Raw genomic sequence first — 21746 nt, 5'->3', positions numbered from 1 at the left:
CATTTGCGCCGCATGTTGCAGCTGTGTTGCAGCCGTGTGCCAGACTTGTTCCAATCTGGAACAAGTCTGCAACACTCCTGACGGATTCAACATGGATTCAATTGACGAAAACGGCGTCGCCGGCCATGACGGTGGTATCGACATAGTCCGACCCGCCGTGCCGGTTGGGGGAAAAATTGAGCGGAAAACCGCGGTGGTCGAAGTTGTACTCGTTGATGCTTTCCAGCGCATTGATGAGCTTCTCGCGCGTCGGATTGCGGCCGGCGCGGCGCAAGGCCTCGACGAATACGCGCGCCGAGATGAAACCTTCCATACTGCCGAAAGAGAATTCAGATACGCCGCTGCCCAGCATCGTCTTGCGATAGTCGGCCACCAGCGGCATGGATACCTGCCACGGCGAAGGCACGACCTGCGCGATGATCACGCCGCGCGACAACGGTCCCAGCGCATCGGCCAGCGCCCGCACCCCAATGACGGATGCGCCGAAGAAACGGCCTTGGTAGCCGGCTTCCTGCATGCCGCGCACCACGGCGGAATTGATCGCCGGGTCGCCGTTGACCAGCAGCACGGCATCGGGACGCAAGGCCATCATGCGCCGTATCAGGGCCGGGAAATTTCCCTCGGTGCTGCCTTCGATCGGGGACAGGGCAATCGAGCGCGCTGCGGCCTCTTCTTCCAACCCGGACAACAGTTGCCGGCCGAAACTATTGTTCTGGTAGACCAGCGCCACGCTCTTGACGCCGAAGCGGCCGAAGCGCTCCAGCAGGTAACGGTATTCGCGGGTATAACTGGCCCGCATCGTGAAAACGTAGCGATTGACATTGCGGTACAAGGAAGGAGCGCCGGTGCAGGGAAACAGGAACGGCACGCGCGCCCGGGTGATCGCCGGCAAGGAAGCGTCGATCCCCGGCCAGCCGGCATGGCCGAACAGCGCAAACACCCGATCCACATTGAGCAGCCGTTCGGTATTGGCCCGCGCGACATCGGCCTGGTAACCGTCATCGCGGCTCACCATTTCTATCTTGCGGCCGTATATGCCGCCCTGGGCATTGATCTCGGAAAAATAAGCCTTGGCGCCAATCGCACATTGCCTTGCCAATGACGACAACGGCCCTGTCATGCCGATGGATTGGCCAATGACGATGCGGTTTGGATAGACGCCCGGTTCGGCCTGCGCCGGCCAACAGGCCGCTGCCGCCAGCCACAGCAGCAGGATGCGCCAGCGGCGCCCCGGCGCAGCCTCGCGCCCGGATGCCGGCCGCCGCCAAAGCGCTGCGATGGCAATGCCGACAACATGAATGGCCGCACCCGGCATGATCCCTCCTATTACAAGAATCGCTGCATCAGCAGCCAGTCCTCATGCCGGAACGGGAGGGAGGCAAGAAAAAACCGGCCTGCGGCCGGTTTCGGTCAGACGGCGTCAGCGCCGGTTTCCCCGGTCCGGATGCGGATCACCTGCTCGACTTCCTGTACGAAAATCTTGCCGTCGCCGATCTTGCCGGTGCGGGCGGCCTTGATGATGGCATCCACTGCCGGTTCGACCACGCCATCGTCGACCACCACTTCGATCTTCACCTTGGGGAGGAAGTCCACCACGTACTCTGCGCCGCGGTAAAGCTCGGTATGGCCCTTCTGGCGGCCGAAACCCTTGACTTCGGTGACCGTCAACCCCGTGACTCCCACCTCGGCCAGAGACTCCCGAACCTCGTCCAGCTTGAACGGTTTGATAATAGCGGTCACTTGTTTCATGATAATTTCCTCTCTTGACATGTCCAAAAAAATCGATTGTTAACTAAAAAACTATAAGTAGATGGTTAACTTTTATCGGCACTTACCTGCGCGGCACGCACATTCTGCTTAATTGACCGATGCCTGCCCCATGCATCCTGCCGGCAACCGCGGGCGGCCAGCATCCATTTGCATTGTCAATCAGGAGCATCCGGCTTTCAACCTCCGGTGGCAGGAGGCCGCCTGAAAATCGCTCGCGCCCCCGATGCGCGGCAACCGGCGCTCAGGCGTCCGCGTCCGGTATCCGCTCCAGTCCATCCATCCAGACCGTTGCCTCGGAATCGCTGGGAGCGCGCCAGTCGCCGCGCGGCGAGAGCGAGCCGCCGGTGCCGACCTTGGGCGCGTTGGGCACGCAAGAGCGCTTGAACTGGCTGGTCTTGAAGAACCGGAACAGGAAGATGCCCAGGTTTTTCTTGATCTGCGCCAGCGTGTATTCGTTGTGCGCGCCATGCAGCCCGTCAGGCCAGTGCCCTGCCTCGCGATCCCGCCAGGCCGTATGCGCCAGGAAGGCAACCTTCGCCGGGGTGAAACCGTAGCGCAGGATGTAGTACAGGTTGAAGTCCTGCAGCTCATAGGGGCCGATGAAATCCTGGGTGCGCTGGCCGGGCTCGCCGGCCGAGGCGCCCGGCACCAGTTCGGGGCTGATCTCGGTTTCCAGGATCTGCATCAGCACTTCCGGGTGCTTCAACCCCAGCGACGCCGATTCGGCCACCCAGCGCACCAGATGGGTGATCAGGGTCTTGGGTACGCTGGCGTTGACGTTGTAATGCGACATGTGGTCGCCCACGCCATAGGTGCACCAGCCCAGCGCCAGCTCGGACAGGTCGCCGGTGCCGATCACAATGGCGCCATTATGGTTGGCCAGCCGGAACAGGTGGTTGGTGCGCTCGCCCGCCTGCACGTTTTCGAAGGTGATGTCGTACACCGGCTCGCCGCGCGAATACGGATGGTCCAGGTCTTTCAGCATCTGTTCGCAACTGGGGCGGATGTCGATTTCCTGCGCCGTGCAGCCGACCTGCTCCATCAGCTTGTGCGCCTGCACCAGCGTGCGGCTGCTGGTGGCGAAGCCGGGCATGGTATAGGCCAGGATATGGGTGCGCGGCAGGCCCAGCTTGTCCATCGCCTTGGCGCACACCAGCAACGCATGGGTGGAGTCGAGCCCGCCGGACACGCCGATCACCACCTTCTTGATATTGCTGGAAGACAAGCGCTGCACCAGCGCCTGCACCTGGATGCTGTAGACCTCGCGGCAACGCTCGTCGCGCTGCGCATTATTGGCCGGCACGTAGGGGAAGCGCGCCACGCGGCGCTTGAGCGGCAGGGACTTCTGTTGCGGCACGTCAACCTCGAAACCGACCACCTCGAACTTGCGCACTTCATCGGCATGGCGGCGCACCGACTGGCCGAACGTGGTCTGGTGGAAGCGCTCGCGCGACAGGCGTTCCAGGTCGATGTCGGCATAGATCACGTGGGCCTGCTCGGCAAACCGCTCGGACTCGGCCTGCAGTTCGCCGTTTTCATAAATCAGCGCCTGGCCGTCCCAGGCCAGGTCGGTGGTCGATTCGCCGTTGCCGGCCGAGGAATACAGGTAAGCCGCCAGGCAACGCGCCGACTGCTGCGAAACCAATTGGTGGCGATAGCCGGACTTGCCGACCACGATGTTCGACGCCGACAGGTTCACCAGCACCGTCGCGCCCGCCAGCGCGGCAAAGGAAGACGGCGGGATCGGCACCCAGACGTCTTCGCAGATTTCGATATGGAAGCGGAAATCGGGGATATTGCGGATGTCGAACAGCAACTGGCTGCCGAATGCGACGTCCTGGCCCAGCAGGTGCACGCGACGGGTAATGGCGCAATCGGCGCTGCTGAACTGGCGCGCCTCGTAAAATTCGCTGTAGTTGGGCAGGTAACTCTTGGGCACCACGCCCTGGATACGGCCGGCCGCCACCACCACCGCGCAGTTGTACAACTGGTGGTCGACCTTCAGCGGCATGCCCACAATCAGCACGGCCGGCACGCGCAGCGAGGCGTCCAGCACCGATTGCAAGGCCTGCAGCGAGGCGTCCAGCAAGGCGCGCTGCTGGAACAGGTCTTCGCAGCTATAGGCCGACAGCCCAAGCTCCGGGAAGGAAACCAGCACCGCCCCTGCGGCGGCGGCCTGCTCGGCCAGCTCGATGGTGCGCGCGGCGTTGTAGCCGGGATCGGCCACCTTGCACTGGGGCACTGCCACCGCGACGCGGGCGAAGCCGTGGCTGTACAGATTGAAGAATTCGCTTTGCATGTCGTATTTTCCGCTGCCTGATGGCATCCGTTTGCCGCGCCTGCGACGCGTTTTTTCATTTTGCGTAGAATGCCTGTTCGATGCCTTGCTGCGGCAAGCGCAAATGGCAACCGAAGAAACAGGCAACGCTACCTCAATTGCAGTCAATGGATTATCGCACGCGAATCGTTTCTTCTCTGGCCGAGATCGGCCAAGCGGCATGGGACGGCCTGGTTGCCGTCCAGGATGAAGCCAATCCCTTCCTTTCCTACGCTTTCCTGCACGCGCTGCACGAAAGTGGCGCAGCCTGCGCCGAAACCGGCTGGCAACCGCATTTCCTGACCGTCTGGCATGAAGAGCAATTGGCCGGCGCCCTGCCCCTGTACCTGAAATCGCACTCCTACGGCGAATACGTGAAGTTATGTACCATCAAAAATATTGTATGAGTTTTGATAGGTAATTGAGTGAATACAGAAGAAAACAAGAAATTGATTTTAGAGTCGATTAAAAGGGACTTTAAGAGGCTTTCCAAATCACCAAGTGGCCTGTTAGAACGGAAGAAAAAACTCAAAAGTCACCAATCGCATGCTTGCACATGTACAAGTGCTGCATTAATAACAACAAGACAAGTTCACGCGGAGGAATGGATTAGCGTTGTCGAGTTTGACCTTGTGCCGTTCAACATTAATACGGACTCGCTCTTGCTTCATGTTTTAGACGGCCTACCCTGTCCATTCACCTATGCATGCGCGGCAGGTCTGCGAAGGTTTCTCAAATTGCGCGAGCAACATCCGGAGGTTTTGGAAATTGTTCGGATGTCGGTTCATGATTGCAAAGGCTGGGAAATTCCAAAGCTTATGTATCTTATCGAGGACTATGTGGCCTCATTACCTGCAAAGTGGAAGGGCGCAATATCCTTCATCGCCAGAACTGCCTTCATCCAAACGCAGGCGCTATATCCAAATGGAACACCCATAGCCGTCCTTGGCTTCAACAGCCGATTCCCTTCCCGTCCAACTGACGATAACAGGGAGTCGATGAAACTTGCAGACAAGGGCAAGGAAAACCTGTTGGACAAGCCTTTTTTGAAAAACTTTGATTCGTTCAGAGAACGTAATGGGGAAATTCTGAAAAATTTGCTCGAAACACGGGAGGGTTTTAACGCAGTATGCGACAAAATTTTTGCAGACTATGAGAACACGAAGAATGCCATAAATGCCGCAGCAGATCTTGGCTTTCCAGACCTAACCGATAGTCGACTACACCAGATGGTTCGACGACCGCTTACAGTAAATACCCTTGTTCGCTTTAGCCGAGACTTGCGAAAGTTGTCCACAGAAGAGCAACTTCGGATTTTTGCCACGCTCAGTCGAAAAGAGGAATTTGCATTTTCGAAGCCCGAGGGCGTTGATGTAACCGGAATTCCACTCCTCCGCACAAATGCGGAAAGAGAGACGCTGGAATGCATGTACGAAATTCTGATTTCTACACACTACTTACCCAGCATGGTGGTACTCACATGCTTATTTTCCATTCTGGCTGAGACTTCTTGGAATTCTGAAACAGCCCTTAGCTTGACAGCCCGGAATATCGTCGTGCGCGGCCACAAATATTACCTTGTCGGTGTAAAGCGAAAAACTGATTCATTGATGAAAGCAGAAATTGACGATGATACCTCCACATATAACTCTAAGAATGAGGCCCAAATAAGTGGTGTTTCCAAGGATATTTGTATTAAGGACAAAACTGCGGTAACCGCTATCAAGCTGCTGCTCGCAAATGATGTGCAAATATCACTCACCTCGGGCATTCCCGATAACCCGCTATTTTCTGTGGTACACAGAAAGAAAGTTGGCAAAACAGAAGTCAAAAGACTTCCCATTGCCAAGACCTTAATAGCATTTTTTAAAAAGTTCCATTACGAGCGTTTTCAGTTATCAGCATTGCGAAAGCTTGGGGCCCGAATCGACTATCTATCTGAAGGCGGAAATATCTTCACTGTGCAAGCACTGCTTGACCACTCATCGCCTGAAATTACTAGAATTTACTTAGAAAGCGCGCACTTTGTCGAACTGTTGGAAGCTAACACTCGGCGCTTTATGAAAAAATTGGAGGCCACGGCGCTCTTCGTGTGCGGCCGAGGCAGCGAATTAGCTAACCGCGGCCTATCTGAAAAGGATGTCCAAGCAGCGTTATTCCCCGCATCCCCCAATTCAAATGCACCTTCTGTTGCCGATCAATGGCTCGAAGAAACCATCGAAAAGTTTGAGGTAGGCGTAGCCGAACTCCAGTTTTGCGCCTACCAATATCGCTTTTACAGGAAAAATTACCAGAAACTCTTGCAAGAGAATCCGCTGCGTTTTCTGCGAGTTCACTTTCCACGCCTTGCATTTTGCAGCGCACTTCGAAATGTCATCTTAGCCAGCCCCCACGGTCGACTGCTTGAGAAATACGAAAGGAAACTTGCGTGAGAAATTCGGAACGTCTTCATCACTCCAATGTTGAAATTCAGATCTCACCTCCCAATAACGCATTACCGACGATCACGCTAGTCGATGATTTTCCGCGTGAGCTTAATCGTCATGCACGGTATATATCCTCGTGGGCTTCGAATCAAGTCGTAATTGACACTGGGAATTTTTCCGAACCCGGAAAATTTTTCCGAACATTTGACATTGATAGAATCAAACTAGACTGCACCAAAGAACTAGGCGGAATTTACCAAGGCCCAACTCCGCTCACCCATTTTCCAAATTTAGTTGGTGCATTAAAGCGAAACCTCAATCTCTGCTGCGAGAGATACCACACTGGTCAACTATCGCAGAATCTTGGCGCCATTTGGCGGAGTTCACACAACATTTTGAATTGGCTAGTCAACAGCGGAATCTATTGGCTTCGAGACATAGAAAAATCAGACGCAGCCCAATTGCTTGACGACGTCGCTCAACATTCTTGGTTCAAAATTAACAAAGTAGAAGAAAAGCTTCGAGGAATTCTTCAGCAAATTGACACTTATCCAACGCTTGCGACCAAATTCGTCGGCACTGGCTTGAGCAAGACCTTTTGCCTGAATCTAGAAGAACTTAACAAAGCGCTTGTAATTCCCATAAATCCTCAATTTATTCCTGATTGGTTCAGAAATGAAATTGCTCTCCGAGCAGGTGACAAAAGGTCGACAGGCCAGATAGTCACAAAGGGACGTCATCCATCCAGTACGGAGACGCTGCAAACTGCCACCACCCTAAATTTGATGGCAAATCCAAGAGGTGAAATTGATGGCCTCCACTTCAAGCCATTTGCAAGCGCGTCTGCCTCAACATCAAGCCGCATCGACAACCGCCACGAGCAGACTCCGAACATTGAGCCACGAGATACTATCCTGATAATCCGTGAATGCTTTGCTTGGTTGTTTGACTATGGGCCAAAAATTGCAACTGTTCTTGAAGAAGTACGCGAACTTATTGAGACCGGCCATTATGATCGAGAACATGGCGACACAAAAATAAGGCAGATCCGCAGCGACCGCATACAGGCGCTTGTCGCTGAAGGAGTAATTCCTAGCGGAGGCCCGGGACTTGAGGAAGCCGACTATATGTCATATGTCTTTTTCTCCATGGTCTCCTGTGGTCAGTTGATTGGAATCAACCACGCTCGTCGAGCAAAAGAAATTTATGGCGGAAATCGCCTTCCGTATGGCGCATATTATGGATGTGTTCGTGTTATTGACGACGAGGCTATAGCCTATAGTTCTGAGTTCTGGGTGGAAAAAGGCATTCGAACCTGGAGGAATTTTCCTGCTAATGGTCTTGTAGCTGACGCGGTTTCGTTGCTAGAGAGGTTCTATAGAATCTTCAGCGCTATCGGAGAAGAATTCCCTCCTTCTATCGATGAGAAAAACAAACTTCGCAAAATGCAACTATTTACCCGTCGTCACCTCACGTCCACGGGTCTTCAAGCCAATACTCGTATAACCGTTCCATATTCGGAATACTCCAAACATTTGTTTTCGCGTGCCGGTGTCCATCCCACAAAATTTGATGGAAAGAGCAGTCCTTTTCGTAGAATGTACGTGCAGGTCTTCTTACGTCGCTACGACATGCCTGAGCTTCCGGCAGCAGCTCGTCAATTAGGCCATCAAGGCTTCGCGCAGCTACTTCACTACGGCACCGACAAGCATTCGCGGACGCCTGGAGAATCAGTCATCGAGATTCATCCTCGCAATTTGGACGTCGACGCCACCGGTCTCTTGAAAAACATAAAAAATGAAGGGACAAGGTATCTCGCCGAACTAATTGAAGACCTATTTAGAGGGAAAAGCGTAGGTGGCCTATTCCCGAGGACAGTGATTAAATTAGCGCAACGATTGTCCTCAAGAGCCAGCTTTTCGGCCCTTTCCCTAGAGCGTCAATCGCATCGGCTTGCTGAGAAATTGGAAAAAGACGGGTACGCTATTACACCGCTACCGCATGTCGCCTGCGCCGCTGGCGACGCCAAACAGACTGTGTCCTCCGCTAATTGTGCAAGACATGGGAAACTTCGAAGACAAGATGCGACACCTCATGTCTGCCACGGATGCATTCACTCATGGACCACCGCTAACTATCAAAAAAACATCCTCGACGAAGCAGCAAACATGCGGACCGAGGCTGCCTCTGACACCACCCCTCCAGCATTAGCTCTGGAACTTTTGCGCGAGGCTGAAGAATATGAGGAGCTTTATAGGAAAGATTGTTTGATTTCTGAAGAAACTCAAAAGCTTATTGAATCGTACTCGCAGTACTTTAATAAAGATTTGGGAGAAACGGAATGACCCTGCCAGCCACAAGACAGATGCAGGCACGAGAAGCGATTCTTAAATCGTGGCTGCGTGACGGTATACCTTGGAACACAACGGATGATGGCGAGCTAATACGCGATTCTGATGGAGAAATATCGTTAGTTTACTTTCCTAAAGATACCAAGGCATTGGCTGAATGGACTGGCACAGAGTATGGCGCTGCGTTGGCCGACACGAAGTTTGAGTTTGAAAAAGATTCTTTCCTTCTCTCTGACCTAAAGAAAGTGAGCCGTTCTACGCAAGATAAGGCATATCACGTTACGACGCGCAACATCTGCTTACTCCTTATTGACAAACTTAAGGAAAAGGCTCAGTTCCAATTAGCAGAGACCAACAAAAGTAACAACATTGCCAAACTCATGCAGAGGCTTTCTCACTTAGAAAGCATCAATTCAATTCAGGAAGAAGAAATTCGGGAATTGCGGATGCAAGTGAGACACCTAAATAGTGAAATAAAGAGAGATGAACGGCGATATAAAAACAATGAAGAACAGTTACGTAGGGACTTTGAGGCTGTTGTTGAAGATAATATCAATCTAACGAAAAGCCTAAATAAAGTTTCGCCGTTGAAAACCGTTCAAAGAAAAAAATAACAACCATGAGCTTAACCACTGTCCATTGGGGAAAATATCAGGGCTACCTTACGGCGACGGTTCGAGATGGTGCCGGCAAGACAATTCCCGTATTCACTGATTATCTTGACTACCTTGTCGAGACACACTTCAAAGGGCGCAAATCTACCTCCGCATCAAAATCTGAAATGGAACCGTGCGTCTACGTCCTAAACGCCCTTGCTCAGTTTTTATTTGAAGAAAAATTGCCGCTCGCGAAATTCAATGACTCGGCTTTGGAGCGATTCAGAGACAACCAGTTTGAGGTGGTTAAGAACAATCCTAGAAGCCGTGCTCAACAAACAAGTTGGTACCAAACGGTCAATCGACAGCTTACTATCATTTACGAATTCCTCAACTGGAGCCAATCAGAAGCACTGCTGCCACCGTACACGATTGGCAATGCCGACGTCGCCCTAATAACTAGTACGCTACCCAGATTGATCACAGGCGGCACTAATACTGATAACACAGCCGTCAGAAAATACCCACTTAGATACAAAAGAAAAGCTGCAGGAAAGACAAAAGCCCTTCAGCATTGGGCTACGGATGATGAGCTGATTGCCATTGATGATCACTTCTGGTCAAGAGAAAACGTCACCATCTCAACGAGAAACTCGATGATGTTGACGATCATGGATACTCTAGGCTTAAGAATAAGTAGCACGAATTCTCTCACCACAAATCAGTTTTCGGCAGAAGCCCTGGCTAGGCGGGAAGATTCTGACACTTATATAGTTGTCCCTCCTTTTCAAAAAGGCGAGCTCGACTTCCCGTTTCCAGTGCCGTGGGAGCTTGCTCATGCCATTCGTGCGTACTGCGAGGATGATTCATCCGGCAGAAAGGCTATTTTGCGGAAAACTGGCGCCAACGAATCGATTGCAAAACATGCTGTGTTCTTAAGCTTAAAAACCGGCGCACCGTTAAGCACACACACTTGGGTACGCATTTTTTCCAAAGCGTTCAAGGCGGCTGGAGCTCCAATAGGAGCAGCATCCCATTCAATTCGGCGAAAATTTTTAGATGATCAGTTTGTGGCGGAGCTCGAGTATCGTCTTGCCATAAATTTTCCTATCACATACCAAGAAGTTGCTGCTGCTGTACAAGAAAAGGCGGGGCATTTGAGCATGGGGTCGCAAAAATCCTATCTTCGCGCAATCACTCGTGTGCGCAATGGTTCTCAAGGTGAGAAGCTTTCCCGACAAGTTCAGCAGATGAAGGTTGAAAAACACGAACTACTTACTGCGAATGCAAATCTGCGTGCACAATTGAAGGCTGAACGAGAGGTAATTTCTCAAATGAGAAAAGCCATTGAGCTAGCGCAGTCAGCACCGAGTCTCACGACGAGCAGAAAGAAAAAGGACATACCCACTATTTCCTGAAAGGCGAACTATCTTCAAGTTGGTCGACGAACCCGTCTATAGCCTCCGCCTCCCGGCCGAGGAAGTCCTCGATGGCGTCGGCGAAGCGTTTGTCCGCAATCCAGTGGGCTGAATACGTCTTTGTCGGCAACAGGCCGCGGGCCATTTTGTGTTCGCCCTGGGCGCCGCCCTCAAACGCTGCCACGCCATTCTTGATGCAGTAGGCGATTGCCTGCAAGTAGCACGTCTCAAAGTGAAGTCCCTTCGAGAACTCGGTTGTGCCCCAATAGCGACCGTAAAGAGCGTCGGTGCCCAGGATATTTAGAGCACAAGCGACCCGGATCCCGTCCCTTTGCGCCAACACTAATACGAAATGCAGCGAACGAGTCTCGTGCATCTCCAGGAAGAATTCCAGACTCAGATACGGCGACGACCAGTGCTCTTTATAGGTATTGCAGTAGCATTCGTAGAAGAACTCAATATCTTCTCTGGTCAAGGCCTCGTCCTCCAGCCATTTGAATTGAATATTCGCTTCAGCCACGTATCGACTATCCTGACGAATCTTCTTGCGTTTATCTTGGTTCAAACTAGCGAGAAAAGCCTCCATCGTCTCATAGCCCGCGTTTGTCCAGTGAAACTGGACGGCCTCGCGCACCATAAAGCCAGCCTCTAGCAGGGCGTCCCTATCCTCATCCTCCACAAACAACACGTGCGCTGAAGACGCAGAGCCGGACCTGGTCAGTGCGAGGACTCCCTGCGCCAGTGCCGCACGGGCCTCGCCGTCGAGCGCAAGTAGACGTGGTCCCTGTACAGGCGTGAATGGTGCTGCGACTACAAGCTTGGGGTAATACTGCACCCCATGACGCTGAAAGGCTTCCGCCCAGCTGTGGTCGAAGACGAATTCACCTCGTGAGTGAGTCTTGAAATAGCACGGCGCCCCACCGACGAGAGAACCGTCACGGTACAGCAATAGGAATTTGGGATACCACCCAGTGGTAGGGTCTACACAGCCGGTTCGCTGGAGACCATCTAGGAACCCGTAGCCTACGAATGGGTTGCCTTGAGTCAATCGTTGCCAGGCTTCGCTATCAACTTCGCTGAGTGAGTCAGCGACCTTCAATTCATAGCGAGAAGTGTCATTGGTACGTTCGTTTGGGGCCATCAGGAGATGGTAGCACGGCCACAAAAGCTCTTCAGACCATCTCATGTCTTATAAATACATTCTCGGCCCGTGTTGTCACAGAAGTATGAACTCCCGGTTACCATAGCATCCGGGAGTTAAAATAAGGAGAGCATAGTGATGCGACATGGAGGAGTCGCCCCACCAGTCTGGGGAGTGGCGCAGCATATCGAACGGTTGCAGAAACTTCTAGAACCTACGGTCATTGGCCTTTATCGTAGCTTCGAGGTCACGGAACTTCTGGGCTTCCACGCAGATTCCCCAAAGACACCGGTAAATTTCTTCTCATTGCTCGTCGCCGAGGCGGTTGCAGCACCTAGTGAAACAGGTTTCTCATTTCTCGCTAAAAGGTTGAAACTTCGGGACACTCCATGGAGCTTTGGAGTTGCACGATACCGAATTTCTCCCGACCAGTTGCTTGATGCGCTGCGGGCGTTGGATTCAAGCTCCGAATGGAGTCCGAAGGGCGTATCTCTTGGCATTGGAGAATTGGCCGCCATTCCACCCCAGTTCGTTCCGAGCGATGGCATTGATCCACATCCGTGGAATTCACTTTTGAAGAATAATTTCTGGGAAGGCTCACATTTACTTGAACTTTTCGACCGCACAAAAATAGATGTACAGTTTCTACTCAAAGAGCCACGACATCTCCGCCGCTTGGCGGAGTATGTTCGTCCTATAGCCAAAATGAGTATCGATGGCCTTTCTGACCGGCTAGGCAATATCGTTATTCAGCTTCCAGTTACCGTCATCACCTCAGTAGTAAATAGCCGTGACGAAGACGGAGCGTATGGTGTTCAGCCTGTTTGGCATCCCGATGTAAATCCACGAGTGTTGCGCATCTCCTGCGAAAAATATGAGGACAGCGTAATTGAGGGATTCGACTCCAAGGATGTTATTGAAGGTATGGCACGATTCTCCGTCACAGCTCCTGGTGAAGGTCCTCGCTATGTCATGTGGGACGATACTAATAAGCTCATACTTGGAGCATCGGCAAAGACTTTTTTCTTCACGTCATTTGGCATCCACTTCAACTCCTCCACACTTGGATCAAACGTAAGAAAATTTTCGATTCCATCCAAACAGGGGGAGCTGGAAGAGACTTGGATACCCATCACCACTGCACCGCATTCATCCGAGATTGGCAGCTCCCCGTTCAAGCCCCACGAGCCTTGGCGTTCACGTCGAATCTTTAGTAACAGCCTGCATGAATTGAAGGAACGCAAAGAGTTTGTTCAATACGGAGGGCAGTCTGGTGCGAACAGAGAGCAGGCCATTAAAGACATTCGCTTTTTATTCCGAGTGCATGGCCAGCACGGCGCTTGGTTATGGGACCCTTACCTGGACGCCGACGATATCCTTGAAACACTTTTCTACAATGAACATGCCAACTCAGACTTAAGAGCACTTTCAGCAGGTAAGCCGCTCCCGACTTGCAAATGCGAAAAAGGTGATATCGACGCAGATAGCACCTGGAAGAACGATCAGCATGAAAGACTGGAAGATGCCAAAGGAAACGAAAATGGGTTAAGCCTCGAGTTCCGGGTTCGCAAAGGCCACGCTGGATGGGATTTCCATGACCGATTCTTAATTTTTCCTAGCGCCACGGGAGGCGCCATAGCTTGGTCCTTAGGCACATCAATTAATAGTCTTGGCCGCAAGCACCATATCCTTCAGAAAGTTCAGGATGGCGAGTTGATCCGCCAAGCGTTCCTAGACCTGTGGGAAGCTCTTGATTCCGACGAATATCTTGTTTGGAAAAGCAAATGAGTCTTGAAGCAGAAAGCGCTGCAATTCATGGATTTCAGTGTGCACTGGAACATGGCGAAATCACTCCTCTCATTGCGCCAGCTCAAGTGCTAGACGCGCTCAAGGAGGATCTTTCATTCACTCCAGATCTGAACTCAATGGGAGACGAACTTCGCGTAGAAGTGCCGTATCCCGAAGCACTTCAGCGCGGCTATGCTCCAAATAAGTCTATTCATCAGGCATGGGTGGGCGCAGTTCGGGGGATCTTAAACCAGATCAAGAGCTGGGGTGCAGACGGGAACTCTCATAGCAACGAAGGGCTACGTACCCTTGTCACGGCGGCGTATGTACTTGACGTCCAAGGGAGAGGCCTGGCACATGTAGCGACTGCGATTGTCACAGAAGTTGTTCGCTCGGGACTGGAAACCCTCCTGTCGGAATTTATGTTTAGGCCCTTTCTAGATGACAAGCGACATCGCGAGGCTCATGACGATGCAAGAGACTATGCGCAGCAAAGTAGGTACGAAATGCTTCTGCCTCGATTTCACCATCTTTTCTTCGGTCCAGGCGGTGATATCTCAGCCATTGTGACACTTCTTCACGCGTCATTTCCAGATACCCTGGCCCGGGTCATTGAGACGAAAAACGACATCAATCTATCCGGCGTGGTGAACTACATTCTTCGGGAAAAAGCACTCCGGTTCGCAGTAGACGTCCAAAACAATGGATTCAAATTCGCTTGCTTGGCGTCATTTGTCCATGAGCACAGACAACAAATACCGGCAGGCTGGGATGCACCGCTGGGGGAGATTTTGCACCAAGTCGCGGATAATTCGAAGAAAGACTGGGAGAGCTGGATGCGTGCCTTCTTAAGGTATCCCGGTGGCTATTCACTCATTGAAAACGCCTTAGCACTGGAGTTATCATCGATGGATGAATCGCAGTGGCTAGCATTTCTCCGTGCCCCAATGCTAAGCCATTTCGGTAAGTGCGCTGCCCCTTTCGCCCAAATGATGATTGATTTCAGAGCGGCTGGCGGCGATGAATCTCTTGCAAAAATGTCTCGTTTGGCATATCAGATTTGGAACGAATGGAACTACAGGGACAGTGAGCATCAATCGCACTTGTTTTCGCCCGCCGCTTGCGCCTTCGACTTTCCGGTTGCAGTTTACTATGCGTGCCAAACTAAAGAATTCCTCGACATAGAAGAGAATCGACTTCAACAAGCAATCAACTCAGTCGAAGAACAATGGTTTGACTCTTCCTCTGCGTTAACAGACGAACGCTATCGCTTAATGTCACGTCTCAGGCTGGTTCGACATGGCTTAGCGCTTCAAAATGGCTGCCCAGATGCACTTCCGCCACTCATCGAACCCGAGTCTCATCCATATTTCCGGGCCCGGCACCCGTATTCATCTGTCAATCATTGAGATATACATCGTCGTTGGCTTGAGCTCAAAGCCAACGACGAGCAATCTTCACTTACCAAGTCTCTGATCGGTCGTTACAAGCACTTAAAAAGGCAGTCCTAGACGACTGAATATCTGCGCCTGCCACCATTTTTGATTTTTAGACGATTGCTGACCTTCACCTTCATCAGCCCGCGTACAGAGCATCAATGAAAAGTCCACAAGGTTCCATTTGTCATGAGATAGTGGCAACATGTTATTTCCCAATGGAAATTAGCTCGCATCTATATGACTTCACCGCAATCCGTAGACTATCTCAGACCGAAAGACTGGCAGCATTTTGAGCGCCTGTGCCGTGCGTTGCTTAGCGAAGTGTTTGGCGAACAATTCCAACGATGGGGACGAGGTGGTCAGCGGCAGAACGGCCTAGATGCGATATTGATGCGCAGAGATGGCAGAACTATTGGACTTCAATGTAAAGGGCGCAGTACCGCCCTGGGACGGAAACTCACCAAATCTGACGTGGACGACGCGCTTAAAAGCATCGAGACGCTGCCAGTACCCATCCACGAGATGATCATACTGACGACTGCAAGCGACGATATATCGCTCCACGAGTACGTGATCGACATCTCACAGAAACGCTCTGTAGAAGGAAAATGTAAGGTTGATGTCTGGGGATGGGACAGAATCTCCGACCAAATTGGTCTACACGAAAGAATTCAGCACTCGTTTTACAAGGACTGGTTCCGCCAACTCTCCCTTCGGCAATGGTCGATACGTGCGATGGTCGGGGTACTTGCTTTGACGCTGGGGGCTACATGCGTCTATGTATTCCATCAGGAGACGAGCCTTAAAAACAAACGGACAAGCGTATCAATTCAGGAGCTTCAAACCTTCGTTAAGCTCACCGATGATCTGCGGAGCAATTATGTTGCTTGCAACAACCTCCTCGTCGACAATATTTTCACATTCTCGGCGAAGCTGAAGAGTTCTTGTATTGAGCCCGCCGGCGTGAATCTGGAAAAGATCGAGAAGCAGATCGAAAAGGTTGAGGTACTCCTAGACTCAAATGCTTGGAGCGAAATAAATAGTCTCTCAAAGTTGATGAGCGAAGACTTTCGCCAATCGATGATCGCCGCTGAAATGACACGCCATTTTGAAGACCGGCTAATAACTGAACTATCCGGCTATTGCAAGGGAATGGCTAGATCACACAGGGATGACGAAAAAGCGACCTATCAAGCAGCACAAGTCGCGATGCTAGAGCAATTGAAATATTACTTCGTGCTTCGAGACTTCATATTGCCGGGGTTGACATCGATGAAGGCACGTGCTTTGGTACACGCGAGACAGTTGGCGGGAGAGCCCATTCCAGCCGACCTGCAAAGACAGGCAAATGAATTGGCTAGCATTCTCAAAGAACGCAGGGACTATGTATCACCGGATCTGAAACAACCCTTCACTATTTCCGCAGTCAAGGTTTGGAGCAGTCGTTCCATAAAAACTCCAACTGATTTTGCAGATAACCCAGTTGAGTTGGCGCGATGGCAAGAAGTTCACTTGGCGGCTGCTACCCAAGCGCTTTCCGGCCGCCCCAATGACATCGAAGGACTTATTAACTGTGGAGTACTGAAACCGGAAGCTCGGCAGCTTCAATATCCGCGCTGATCTGCCTCTAATCCCACCGCAAAGGAGATCTCCAAGTCAGCTATGCAATATTGAGTTTGCAGACCGCTGTGGACAATCAAATTAGATTTGCCAATTTTGCAATTATTTTTTCCAAAGTAGATGCTATGCTAGCTCTAGCGTAATTCTTGGTTAATTGACAAAAAAATGATTGCCAAATAAGGGGATCGAATGACCGTGTCGCAAGCAAATGGGGCCACTCCTGCAACAGAACCTAGTTTTCCAGCTCACCTTCTTGTAGGAGTAACGGTCGAAGACGGCTGGGAAATCGTTGAAAAGCTTACAAAGCCGAAGGCAGCCAACGAGGAATTGACACCTGGTTTCTTTAGCGTCGGTTATCGTGCAGTAAAAGGTAAGGAGCGCGCTTTCCTAAAAGCGTTTGATCTCGAAGCCGCGATAACTATGCGAAATGGAAATCGTAAAGATCCAACAACGATGATGCTAGCGGTCGCAGATCTCTCGGGCGCATTTCTGTCCGAAAACTCGTTGCTTGAGTTTTGCAAAAATAGCAATCTCGACAAGATTGTTAAAGTTCTACAGGTCGGTTACGCCTCGCCGCCACCAGGCGTGGCTTCCGCAGCCCCTTTTCCTGTGCCCTACCTGATGTTCGAGCTTGCAGACGATGGTGATATTCGCAATTTTATTTTGAAAACGGAAATCGCAGACGATTATTGGCGCCTCACACACCTTCACTCTGTGACCGTTGGTCTCCAGCAACTTCACACAAATCAAATTTGTCATCAAGATCTTAAACCCGCGAACGTTCTTATTTTCAAGGATAACGGCGCGAAGATCGGTGATTTAGGCAGAGCGTCAAGCAAACAAGCTCCCGCGCCGCATGATAATGTGAGCATCCCAGGTGATAGCCGATATGCGCCGCCAGAACTGTCCTATGGAGAGGTACCTACAAGTTGGGTAGATAGGCGGGAGGCCTCTGATCTGTATCACCTCGGCTCTCTCATGACATATCTCTTCACGGGCATGTCTACAAACACTCTGTTGTACGAACAACATCTGGCCCCTGAATTTCATTTCATGAATTGGCACGGTAGGTACGCTGACGTGTTACCTCATTTGGAAGCCGCCTTTGCCAAGGTTGTAGCCGAGGTTAATCCAATGTTTCCTGTGTGGGCTAGAGAAGATCTGACCGTAATGCTTCAGCAAATGTGCGCCCCGGATTTCACGAAACGCGGCGCCCCTGAATCACGACGCCAAGCAAATAATCCCCTAGGAATGGAACGATATGTCTCCAGATTCGACTTACTGGCTAAGCAAGCACAGGTGAAAATTAAGAAGGCGTCATGAGCGGATTCAGTGAAAATTCAGAACGGAGAGTACTGCCTTTGTGGCGTGCAGCTGCAGCTGCCGCCAAAAGCTCTGAGATCCAGCCCTTGCCAAGTACGGAGGTTCAGAGGGCGCATCTAGGGCCAGCAGTCAATGATTTGAATGATCTCCTCGAGGATTTTTCGGCCAAACCGAGTATAGGTCTCGCGGCCGATGCAATTAATAACGCCGTGCTCAGTGGTCAAAAAGACAAAGCAATAGATGCTGCATCATTCGTTTTAAAACACGATCATGTGCCAGCCCCCTTACGTAGACTCGCAAAAAAAATCTTGGGCGAGGTGCCTGAGCAACAACTGGATTTAGATCTTTCTAAGAAGAGCCGCCCAAATATAAAAAGGCTTCGACACCTTTTAACAATTGATCCTAAAAGTTCAGTGCTTTTGGTGGACTTAGCACGCGAATATGCCAGCGTAGGAAAACTTAAAGAGGCTGATCGTTCAATTCAAACTGCTTTGGCCTACGGTGGGAAAAATAGATGGATAAGCAGAATGGCCGCGCGTTTCTATGTTCACAGCGGGATGAAAGATAAGGCGCACCATCTGATTGCTAATCATCCACTGACCAGAAGTGATCCGTGGATGCTCGCGGCGGAAATCGCTATTGCCCAAGCTAACGGAAAATCTCCAACGCATTGGAAGAGAGCTAAAAATCTTCTGGAAGGTAGGCTTCCACCGGTTCATTTATCTGAATTAGCCTGTGCCGTCGGCACAATAGAAATTGAAAGCGGCAGTAATCGTCGGGCCCGTAAGTATTTTGCCCAGGCCCTTTTGAGTCCAACTGAAAACTCGCTGGCGCAATTGAAATGGGCCGAACGCCATCTAAAAGCCGACTTTGAAACTGATCAACATCTTGATCAGAGTCATGGCGCATTTGAGGCAAATTTTTGGGCAAGCTACTACCGTGTCGATTTGCTTGGTGCGAGACAGTTCGCCAGTCAATGGTTGGCGCAAGAGCCGTTTTCAAAAAGGCCGGCAACAATGCTCTCTTTCGTCTTTGAGTTACTGGATGACCATGACCTAGGTTTGGAAGCCGCCAACTGGGGACTGCGTGCAAATCCAGACGATATTACTCTGCGACTCAATAAGTATTTTGCCGAGATTTCGTCCAATTGGACTGGCTTGCCAGAGGAAAAGGTGTTTGAGGAACAGGAGCGAATAGAGCGTGAGTTGCGAACCCTCATTCAGAACCGATTGGAATCTCAGCACGCTCTGGCCAATTTGGGTCTTCTGTATTATCGCCGTGGAATGGCGATTGAAGGACGCATGCTCTATGACAAAGCAACGTCAACGTTAGACAGCCATCATAACGAGCTATCTGCGGCAGCGGCAAAGGTGTTTCACGCAAGGGAGGCTGTTATCCATGGATGCGACTGGGCCGCCGAAGTGGTTGCTGATGCAAAATTAACCATTGAAAAGGCCGCGAGCCCGGGGCTGAAGTTTTATTTAGCGAAGATTGAATCCGCTCTGAAGAATCCGGCACGAAGACGTGAAATCTTTCAGAAGTCATCGGCTGAAAATAACCAACTGATAGCCTTCGCTTCATTGCCGAAAAAATTAAATAAGATTGATTTTGAGATTTCGAAATCTGGAGCCACGATCTGGTTACCTGGGAAGAAGTGAGATAGCGAGCCTAACGTTAGAACTCTTTGAAGTCGGCAGCCACAGTGTCGATTGTAGTTGGAAAAATGGTCGCAATTTCTGAATAGATACAGTATTCGTTGAGGGCACCATCCACACACAGGCCTCATCCACTGAAGGCAAAATTCATTGGCTCCGACGACAATACACCAACGGTCCCAGATAGATAGTTAAACAGATGGGTGTAGCGGCGCGCTATTCAAATGATGTTGAAGATCCGCTGATAACGTCGCAGTCATGGTCGTCGCCCAAGCAGCAAATTGATCAATAGGCTCGTAGTTCTTCCGTTTTGCCCATGCTTCTGGAAGAGTAAGTTTGACTAGGCGCCACTCGACATATAGCCGCCCGTCCACGGCCATCACCACAGACCTCACCTCCCTAACAAGGCCATCGTCACCTATGTAAGTCGAATGAGGACGAATCTGGCTTATTTCCATTTTTGCCTATAACTATTTCATTGGTCTCTATTCACCCGTAGGCAATAACAACGAACATGCCCTCAACATATTATGCTAATCATAGTATGTAGAACTATAGTATGCAATGGCATGAAACTTCGGCAATGCCTGTACCGCCGAAGAATTGTCGATTAGTTCAAACGTTCGCTCGAAATGTGCGAGAGCGTCGCTTGGCTTTAGGCATATCTCAAGAAGCGTTGGCGGAGGCCGCAGGCGTTCATCGAACCTACGTTGGTATGATTGAACGCGGTGAGAAAAATGTCACCATTTACAACATCGAGCGCATCGCCACCGCACTAGACGTAAGCGCTGCCTCGCTTTTGATCAATCCTCAATAAAGCTGCGCTGCGCACAAACTTGAGGGTCGACCGGGATTGCGGAAATTGTGGCAGGAATGAACGTAACTTATTGAATGAAAGACGAGCAGGTGTGGACCGATCTTTCAGCTAATTTTACTTTTTGGGGGTATGGGCAAAAATAGCTGATTTATAACTGACTGGATCATGATGCCCAAGCTCACCGAAGAACAGCAGGCCAAGGGCCGTAAGCGTTTTCTACAGAGTCCTGAAAATGCGGATGCCGCGCGGCACGTAGCCAGCCTGACGCAGCAAGAGGCGGACATCCTTGGCATTCCACTTGAGGAACACCAGCGGATCGCCACTATGGAACACATCCGAAAAAAAGCCTCAGCGATTGGGGTGGATAGCACCGAGCTATTCTTCAGTCTGTGCAGCGACACGGCGGAGGAATTTGCGACGTTGGTGAAAGAGCGTGAGGCTGCCATCGAGGGGGCAATCGGGACGAGCAACTAACCGATCAATCGCGTCCGTCACTGTCTTTCGCTTCCCACCCGCCTTTGTTGCCGCCCGAAGAGCTGGATAGGAGCGAGAACCCGATAAAGCCCAAAAAGATGGCCACCAATAAACCGCTGAGGGCTATCAGGAATTTGGGGAAGGTCCAGACGGCCAGGCAGTAAAAACCGAAGCCGCCGTAAATAGCAAAATATTTGGACATTGTGGCCAGCCCTACACACGAGAAGTTGATGAAAATAAGAAATTGATAAAAATTGTACAGGGAGCCGATGTCAACCGGGCGCACGTGTCTGATCATCTTCTAGCCGGCACGTCTGAAACTGAAGTATTTAACGCGGCTTCAAATTCGAGAATCAATCTTGAATTCAATGAGTTAAGCCTATTCCTGCGAAAAAACCGTAATCCCGGCCGACCCTCAACTTCGGTATTGAACACGCTTATAAGTGCCTCCGGTCAGTCCGTCTATTTTTTCTTACTCTTAGCTTGATCCTGAATTATTTTATTGAGATCTACGCTTGACCTGACCTGAAAAAACTGGTCCGACTTGAAATTTCATATGCTATTGAAAAGGAGAGTCAGACCATGCCGAAAAAGCGATTCACATCCGAAGA

16 protein-coding genes and 1 pseudogene are annotated in these 21746 nt (G+C 51.0%); 12 read left to right on the top strand and 5 right to left on the bottom strand.

The window, feature by feature from the left end:
• Positions 1-97 precede the first annotated feature (97 nt).
• From FB598_RS13185 to FB598_RS13175, 3 genes are all read right to left on the bottom strand, one after another.
• Complete coding sequence (locus tag FB598_RS13185) at positions 98-1315, bottom strand: ABC transporter substrate-binding protein (RefSeq protein ID WP_141915983.1); 1218 nt, start codon at positions 1313-1315, stop codon at positions 98-100.
• 95 nt (positions 1316-1410) lie between these two features.
• Positions 1411-1749 carry a P-II family nitrogen regulator gene (locus FB598_RS13180; RefSeq protein WP_050466307.1) on the bottom strand — a complete coding sequence of 113 codons (339 nt, stop codon included), beginning with the start codon at positions 1747-1749 and terminating at the stop codon, positions 1411-1413.
• Between the two features lie 262 nt (positions 1750-2011).
• Complete coding sequence (locus FB598_RS13175; protein WP_141915985.1) at positions 2012-4069, bottom strand: NAD(+) synthase; 2058 nt, start codon at positions 4067-4069, stop codon at positions 2012-2014.
• Positions 4070-4215: 146 nt separating this feature from the next.
• Between FB598_RS13175 and FB598_RS13170 the strand changes: the two are divergent.
• The 5 genes and pseudogenes from FB598_RS13170 to FB598_RS13150 all read left to right on the top strand — a co-directional run.
• Positions 4216-4464 (top strand): annotated as a pseudogene (locus tag FB598_RS13170) (peptidogalycan biosysnthesis protein); the annotation flags it as partial.
• Between the two features lie 48 nt (positions 4465-4512).
• A complete protein-coding gene (locus FB598_RS13165; RefSeq protein ID WP_141915987.1) occupies positions 4513-6519 on the top strand; it encodes a hypothetical protein in 2007 nt (668 codons plus the stop codon).
• Positions 6516-8858, top strand: coding sequence for a hypothetical protein (locus FB598_RS13160; protein ID WP_141915989.1), 2343 nt, complete (start codon positions 6516-6518; stop codon positions 8856-8858). The genes FB598_RS13165 and FB598_RS13160 overlap by 4 nt, the downstream gene beginning before the upstream one ends.
• Entirely contained in the window at positions 8855-9478 is a 624-nt protein-coding gene (locus FB598_RS13155) for a hypothetical protein (RefSeq protein WP_141915992.1), read from the top strand. Before FB598_RS13160 ends, FB598_RS13155 begins: the two co-directional genes overlap by 4 nt.
• A gap of 5 nt (positions 9479-9483) precedes the next feature.
• The gene (locus tag FB598_RS13150; RefSeq protein ID WP_141915994.1) at positions 9484-10878 is read left to right on the top strand and encodes a hypothetical protein; all 1395 of its coding nucleotides are present in this window, start codon (positions 9484-9486) and stop codon (positions 10876-10878) included.
• Here FB598_RS13150 and FB598_RS13145 read toward each other — a convergent pair.
• A complete protein-coding gene (locus FB598_RS13145) occupies positions 10868-12019 on the bottom strand; it encodes a GNAT family N-acetyltransferase (RefSeq protein WP_141915996.1) in 1152 nt (383 codons plus the stop codon). The two genes, FB598_RS13150 and FB598_RS13145, sit on opposite strands and share 11 nt — an antisense overlap.
• 138 nt (positions 12020-12157) lie before the next feature.
• Here FB598_RS13145 and FB598_RS13140 point away from each other — a divergent pair, with 138 nt between their 5' ends.
• The 7 genes from FB598_RS13140 to FB598_RS13110 all read left to right on the top strand — a co-directional run bounded on the left by FB598_RS13140 (position 12158) and on the right by FB598_RS13110 (position 21135).
• Positions 12158-13807, top strand: a complete 1650-nt coding sequence (locus tag FB598_RS13140) for a VPA1262 family N-terminal domain-containing protein (protein WP_141915998.1) — start codon at positions 12158-12160, stop codon at positions 13805-13807.
• Positions 13804-15216, top strand: coding sequence for a hypothetical protein (locus tag FB598_RS13135; RefSeq protein WP_141916001.1), 1413 nt, complete (start codon positions 13804-13806; stop codon positions 15214-15216). The genes FB598_RS13140 and FB598_RS13135 overlap by 4 nt, the downstream gene beginning before the upstream one ends.
• Before the next feature lie 267 nt (positions 15217-15483).
• Positions 15484-16866, top strand: coding sequence for a hypothetical protein (locus tag FB598_RS13130; RefSeq protein WP_141916003.1), 1383 nt, complete (start codon positions 15484-15486; stop codon positions 16864-16866).
• Between the two features lie 189 nt (positions 16867-17055).
• Positions 17056-18189 (top strand): protein kinase, encoded by a 1134-nt coding sequence (locus tag FB598_RS13125; protein WP_141916006.1) that lies wholly within the window; start codon positions 17056-17058, stop codon positions 18187-18189.
• Positions 18186-19847: a lipopolysaccharide assembly protein LapB gene (locus tag FB598_RS13120; protein ID WP_141916008.1), complete on the top strand. Its 1662-nt coding sequence runs from the start codon at positions 18186-18188 to the stop codon at positions 19845-19847. The genes FB598_RS13125 and FB598_RS13120 overlap by 4 nt, the downstream gene beginning before the upstream one ends.
• 556 nt (positions 19848-20403) lie before the next feature.
• A complete protein-coding gene (locus FB598_RS13115; RefSeq protein WP_255464022.1) occupies positions 20404-20661 on the top strand; it encodes a helix-turn-helix domain-containing protein in 258 nt (85 codons plus the stop codon).
• A 165-nt stretch (positions 20662-20826) separates the two neighbouring features.
• A complete protein-coding gene (locus FB598_RS13110; RefSeq protein WP_141916011.1) occupies positions 20827-21135 on the top strand; it encodes a hypothetical protein in 309 nt (102 codons plus the stop codon).
• A gap of 4 nt (positions 21136-21139) precedes the next feature.
• Here FB598_RS13110 and FB598_RS13105 read toward each other — a convergent pair whose 3' ends face one another.
• Complete coding sequence (locus tag FB598_RS13105; RefSeq protein ID WP_141916013.1) at positions 21140-21433, bottom strand: hypothetical protein; 294 nt, start codon at positions 21431-21433, stop codon at positions 21140-21142.
• Between the last annotated feature and the right edge of the window lie 313 nt (positions 21434-21746).

Source organism: Herbaspirillum sp. SJZ106 (assembly GCF_006715495.1).
In the GTDB taxonomy this organism is placed as follows: Bacteria; Pseudomonadota; Gammaproteobacteria; order Burkholderiales; family Burkholderiaceae_D; genus Herbaspirillum.
The sequence above is the reverse complement of the archived record's forward strand: the minus strand, read 5'-3'. Positions and strand labels throughout refer to the sequence as shown.

What these genes read in the sequence shown, in the direction of transcription:
- FB598_RS13185 (WP_141915983.1), bottom strand. Translation starts at nt 1,315, where the DNA reads ATGCCGGGTGCGGCCATTCATGTTGTCGGCATTGCCATCGCAGCGCTT.
- FB598_RS13180 (WP_050466307.1), bottom strand. Translation starts at nt 1,749, where the DNA reads ATGAAACAAGTGACCGCTATTATCAAACCGTTCAAGCTGGACGAGGTT.
- FB598_RS13175 (WP_141915985.1), bottom strand. Translation starts at nt 4,069, where the DNA reads ATGCAAAGCGAATTCTTCAATCTGTACAGCCACGGCTTCGCCCGCGTC.
- FB598_RS13155 (WP_141915992.1), top strand. Translation starts at nt 8,855, where the DNA reads ATGACCCTGCCAGCCACAAGACAGATGCAGGCACGAGAAGCGATTCTT.
- FB598_RS13150 (WP_141915994.1), top strand. Translation starts at nt 9,484, where the DNA reads ATGAGCTTAACCACTGTCCATTGGGGAAAATATCAGGGCTACCTTACG.
- FB598_RS13145 (WP_141915996.1), bottom strand. Translation starts at nt 12,019, where the DNA reads ATGGCCCCAAACGAACGTACCAATGACACTTCTCGCTATGAATTGAAG.
- FB598_RS13140 (WP_141915998.1), top strand. Translation starts at nt 12,158, where the DNA reads ATGCGACATGGAGGAGTCGCCCCACCAGTCTGGGGAGTGGCGCAGCAT.
- FB598_RS13135 (WP_141916001.1), top strand. Translation starts at nt 13,804, where the DNA reads ATGAGTCTTGAAGCAGAAAGCGCTGCAATTCATGGATTTCAGTGTGCA.
- FB598_RS13130 (WP_141916003.1), top strand. Translation starts at nt 15,484, where the DNA reads ATGACTTCACCGCAATCCGTAGACTATCTCAGACCGAAAGACTGGCAG.
- FB598_RS13125 (WP_141916006.1), top strand. Translation starts at nt 17,056, where the DNA reads ATGACCGTGTCGCAAGCAAATGGGGCCACTCCTGCAACAGAACCTAGT.
- FB598_RS13120 (WP_141916008.1), top strand. Translation starts at nt 18,186, where the DNA reads ATGAGCGGATTCAGTGAAAATTCAGAACGGAGAGTACTGCCTTTGTGG.
- FB598_RS13115 (WP_255464022.1), top strand. Translation starts at nt 20,404, where the DNA reads ATGCAATGGCATGAAACTTCGGCAATGCCTGTACCGCCGAAGAATTGT.
- FB598_RS13110 (WP_141916011.1), top strand. Translation starts at nt 20,827, where the DNA reads ATGATGCCCAAGCTCACCGAAGAACAGCAGGCCAAGGGCCGTAAGCGT.
- FB598_RS13105 (WP_141916013.1), bottom strand. Translation starts at nt 21,433, where the DNA reads ATGATCAGACACGTGCGCCCGGTTGACATCGGCTCCCTGTACAATTTT.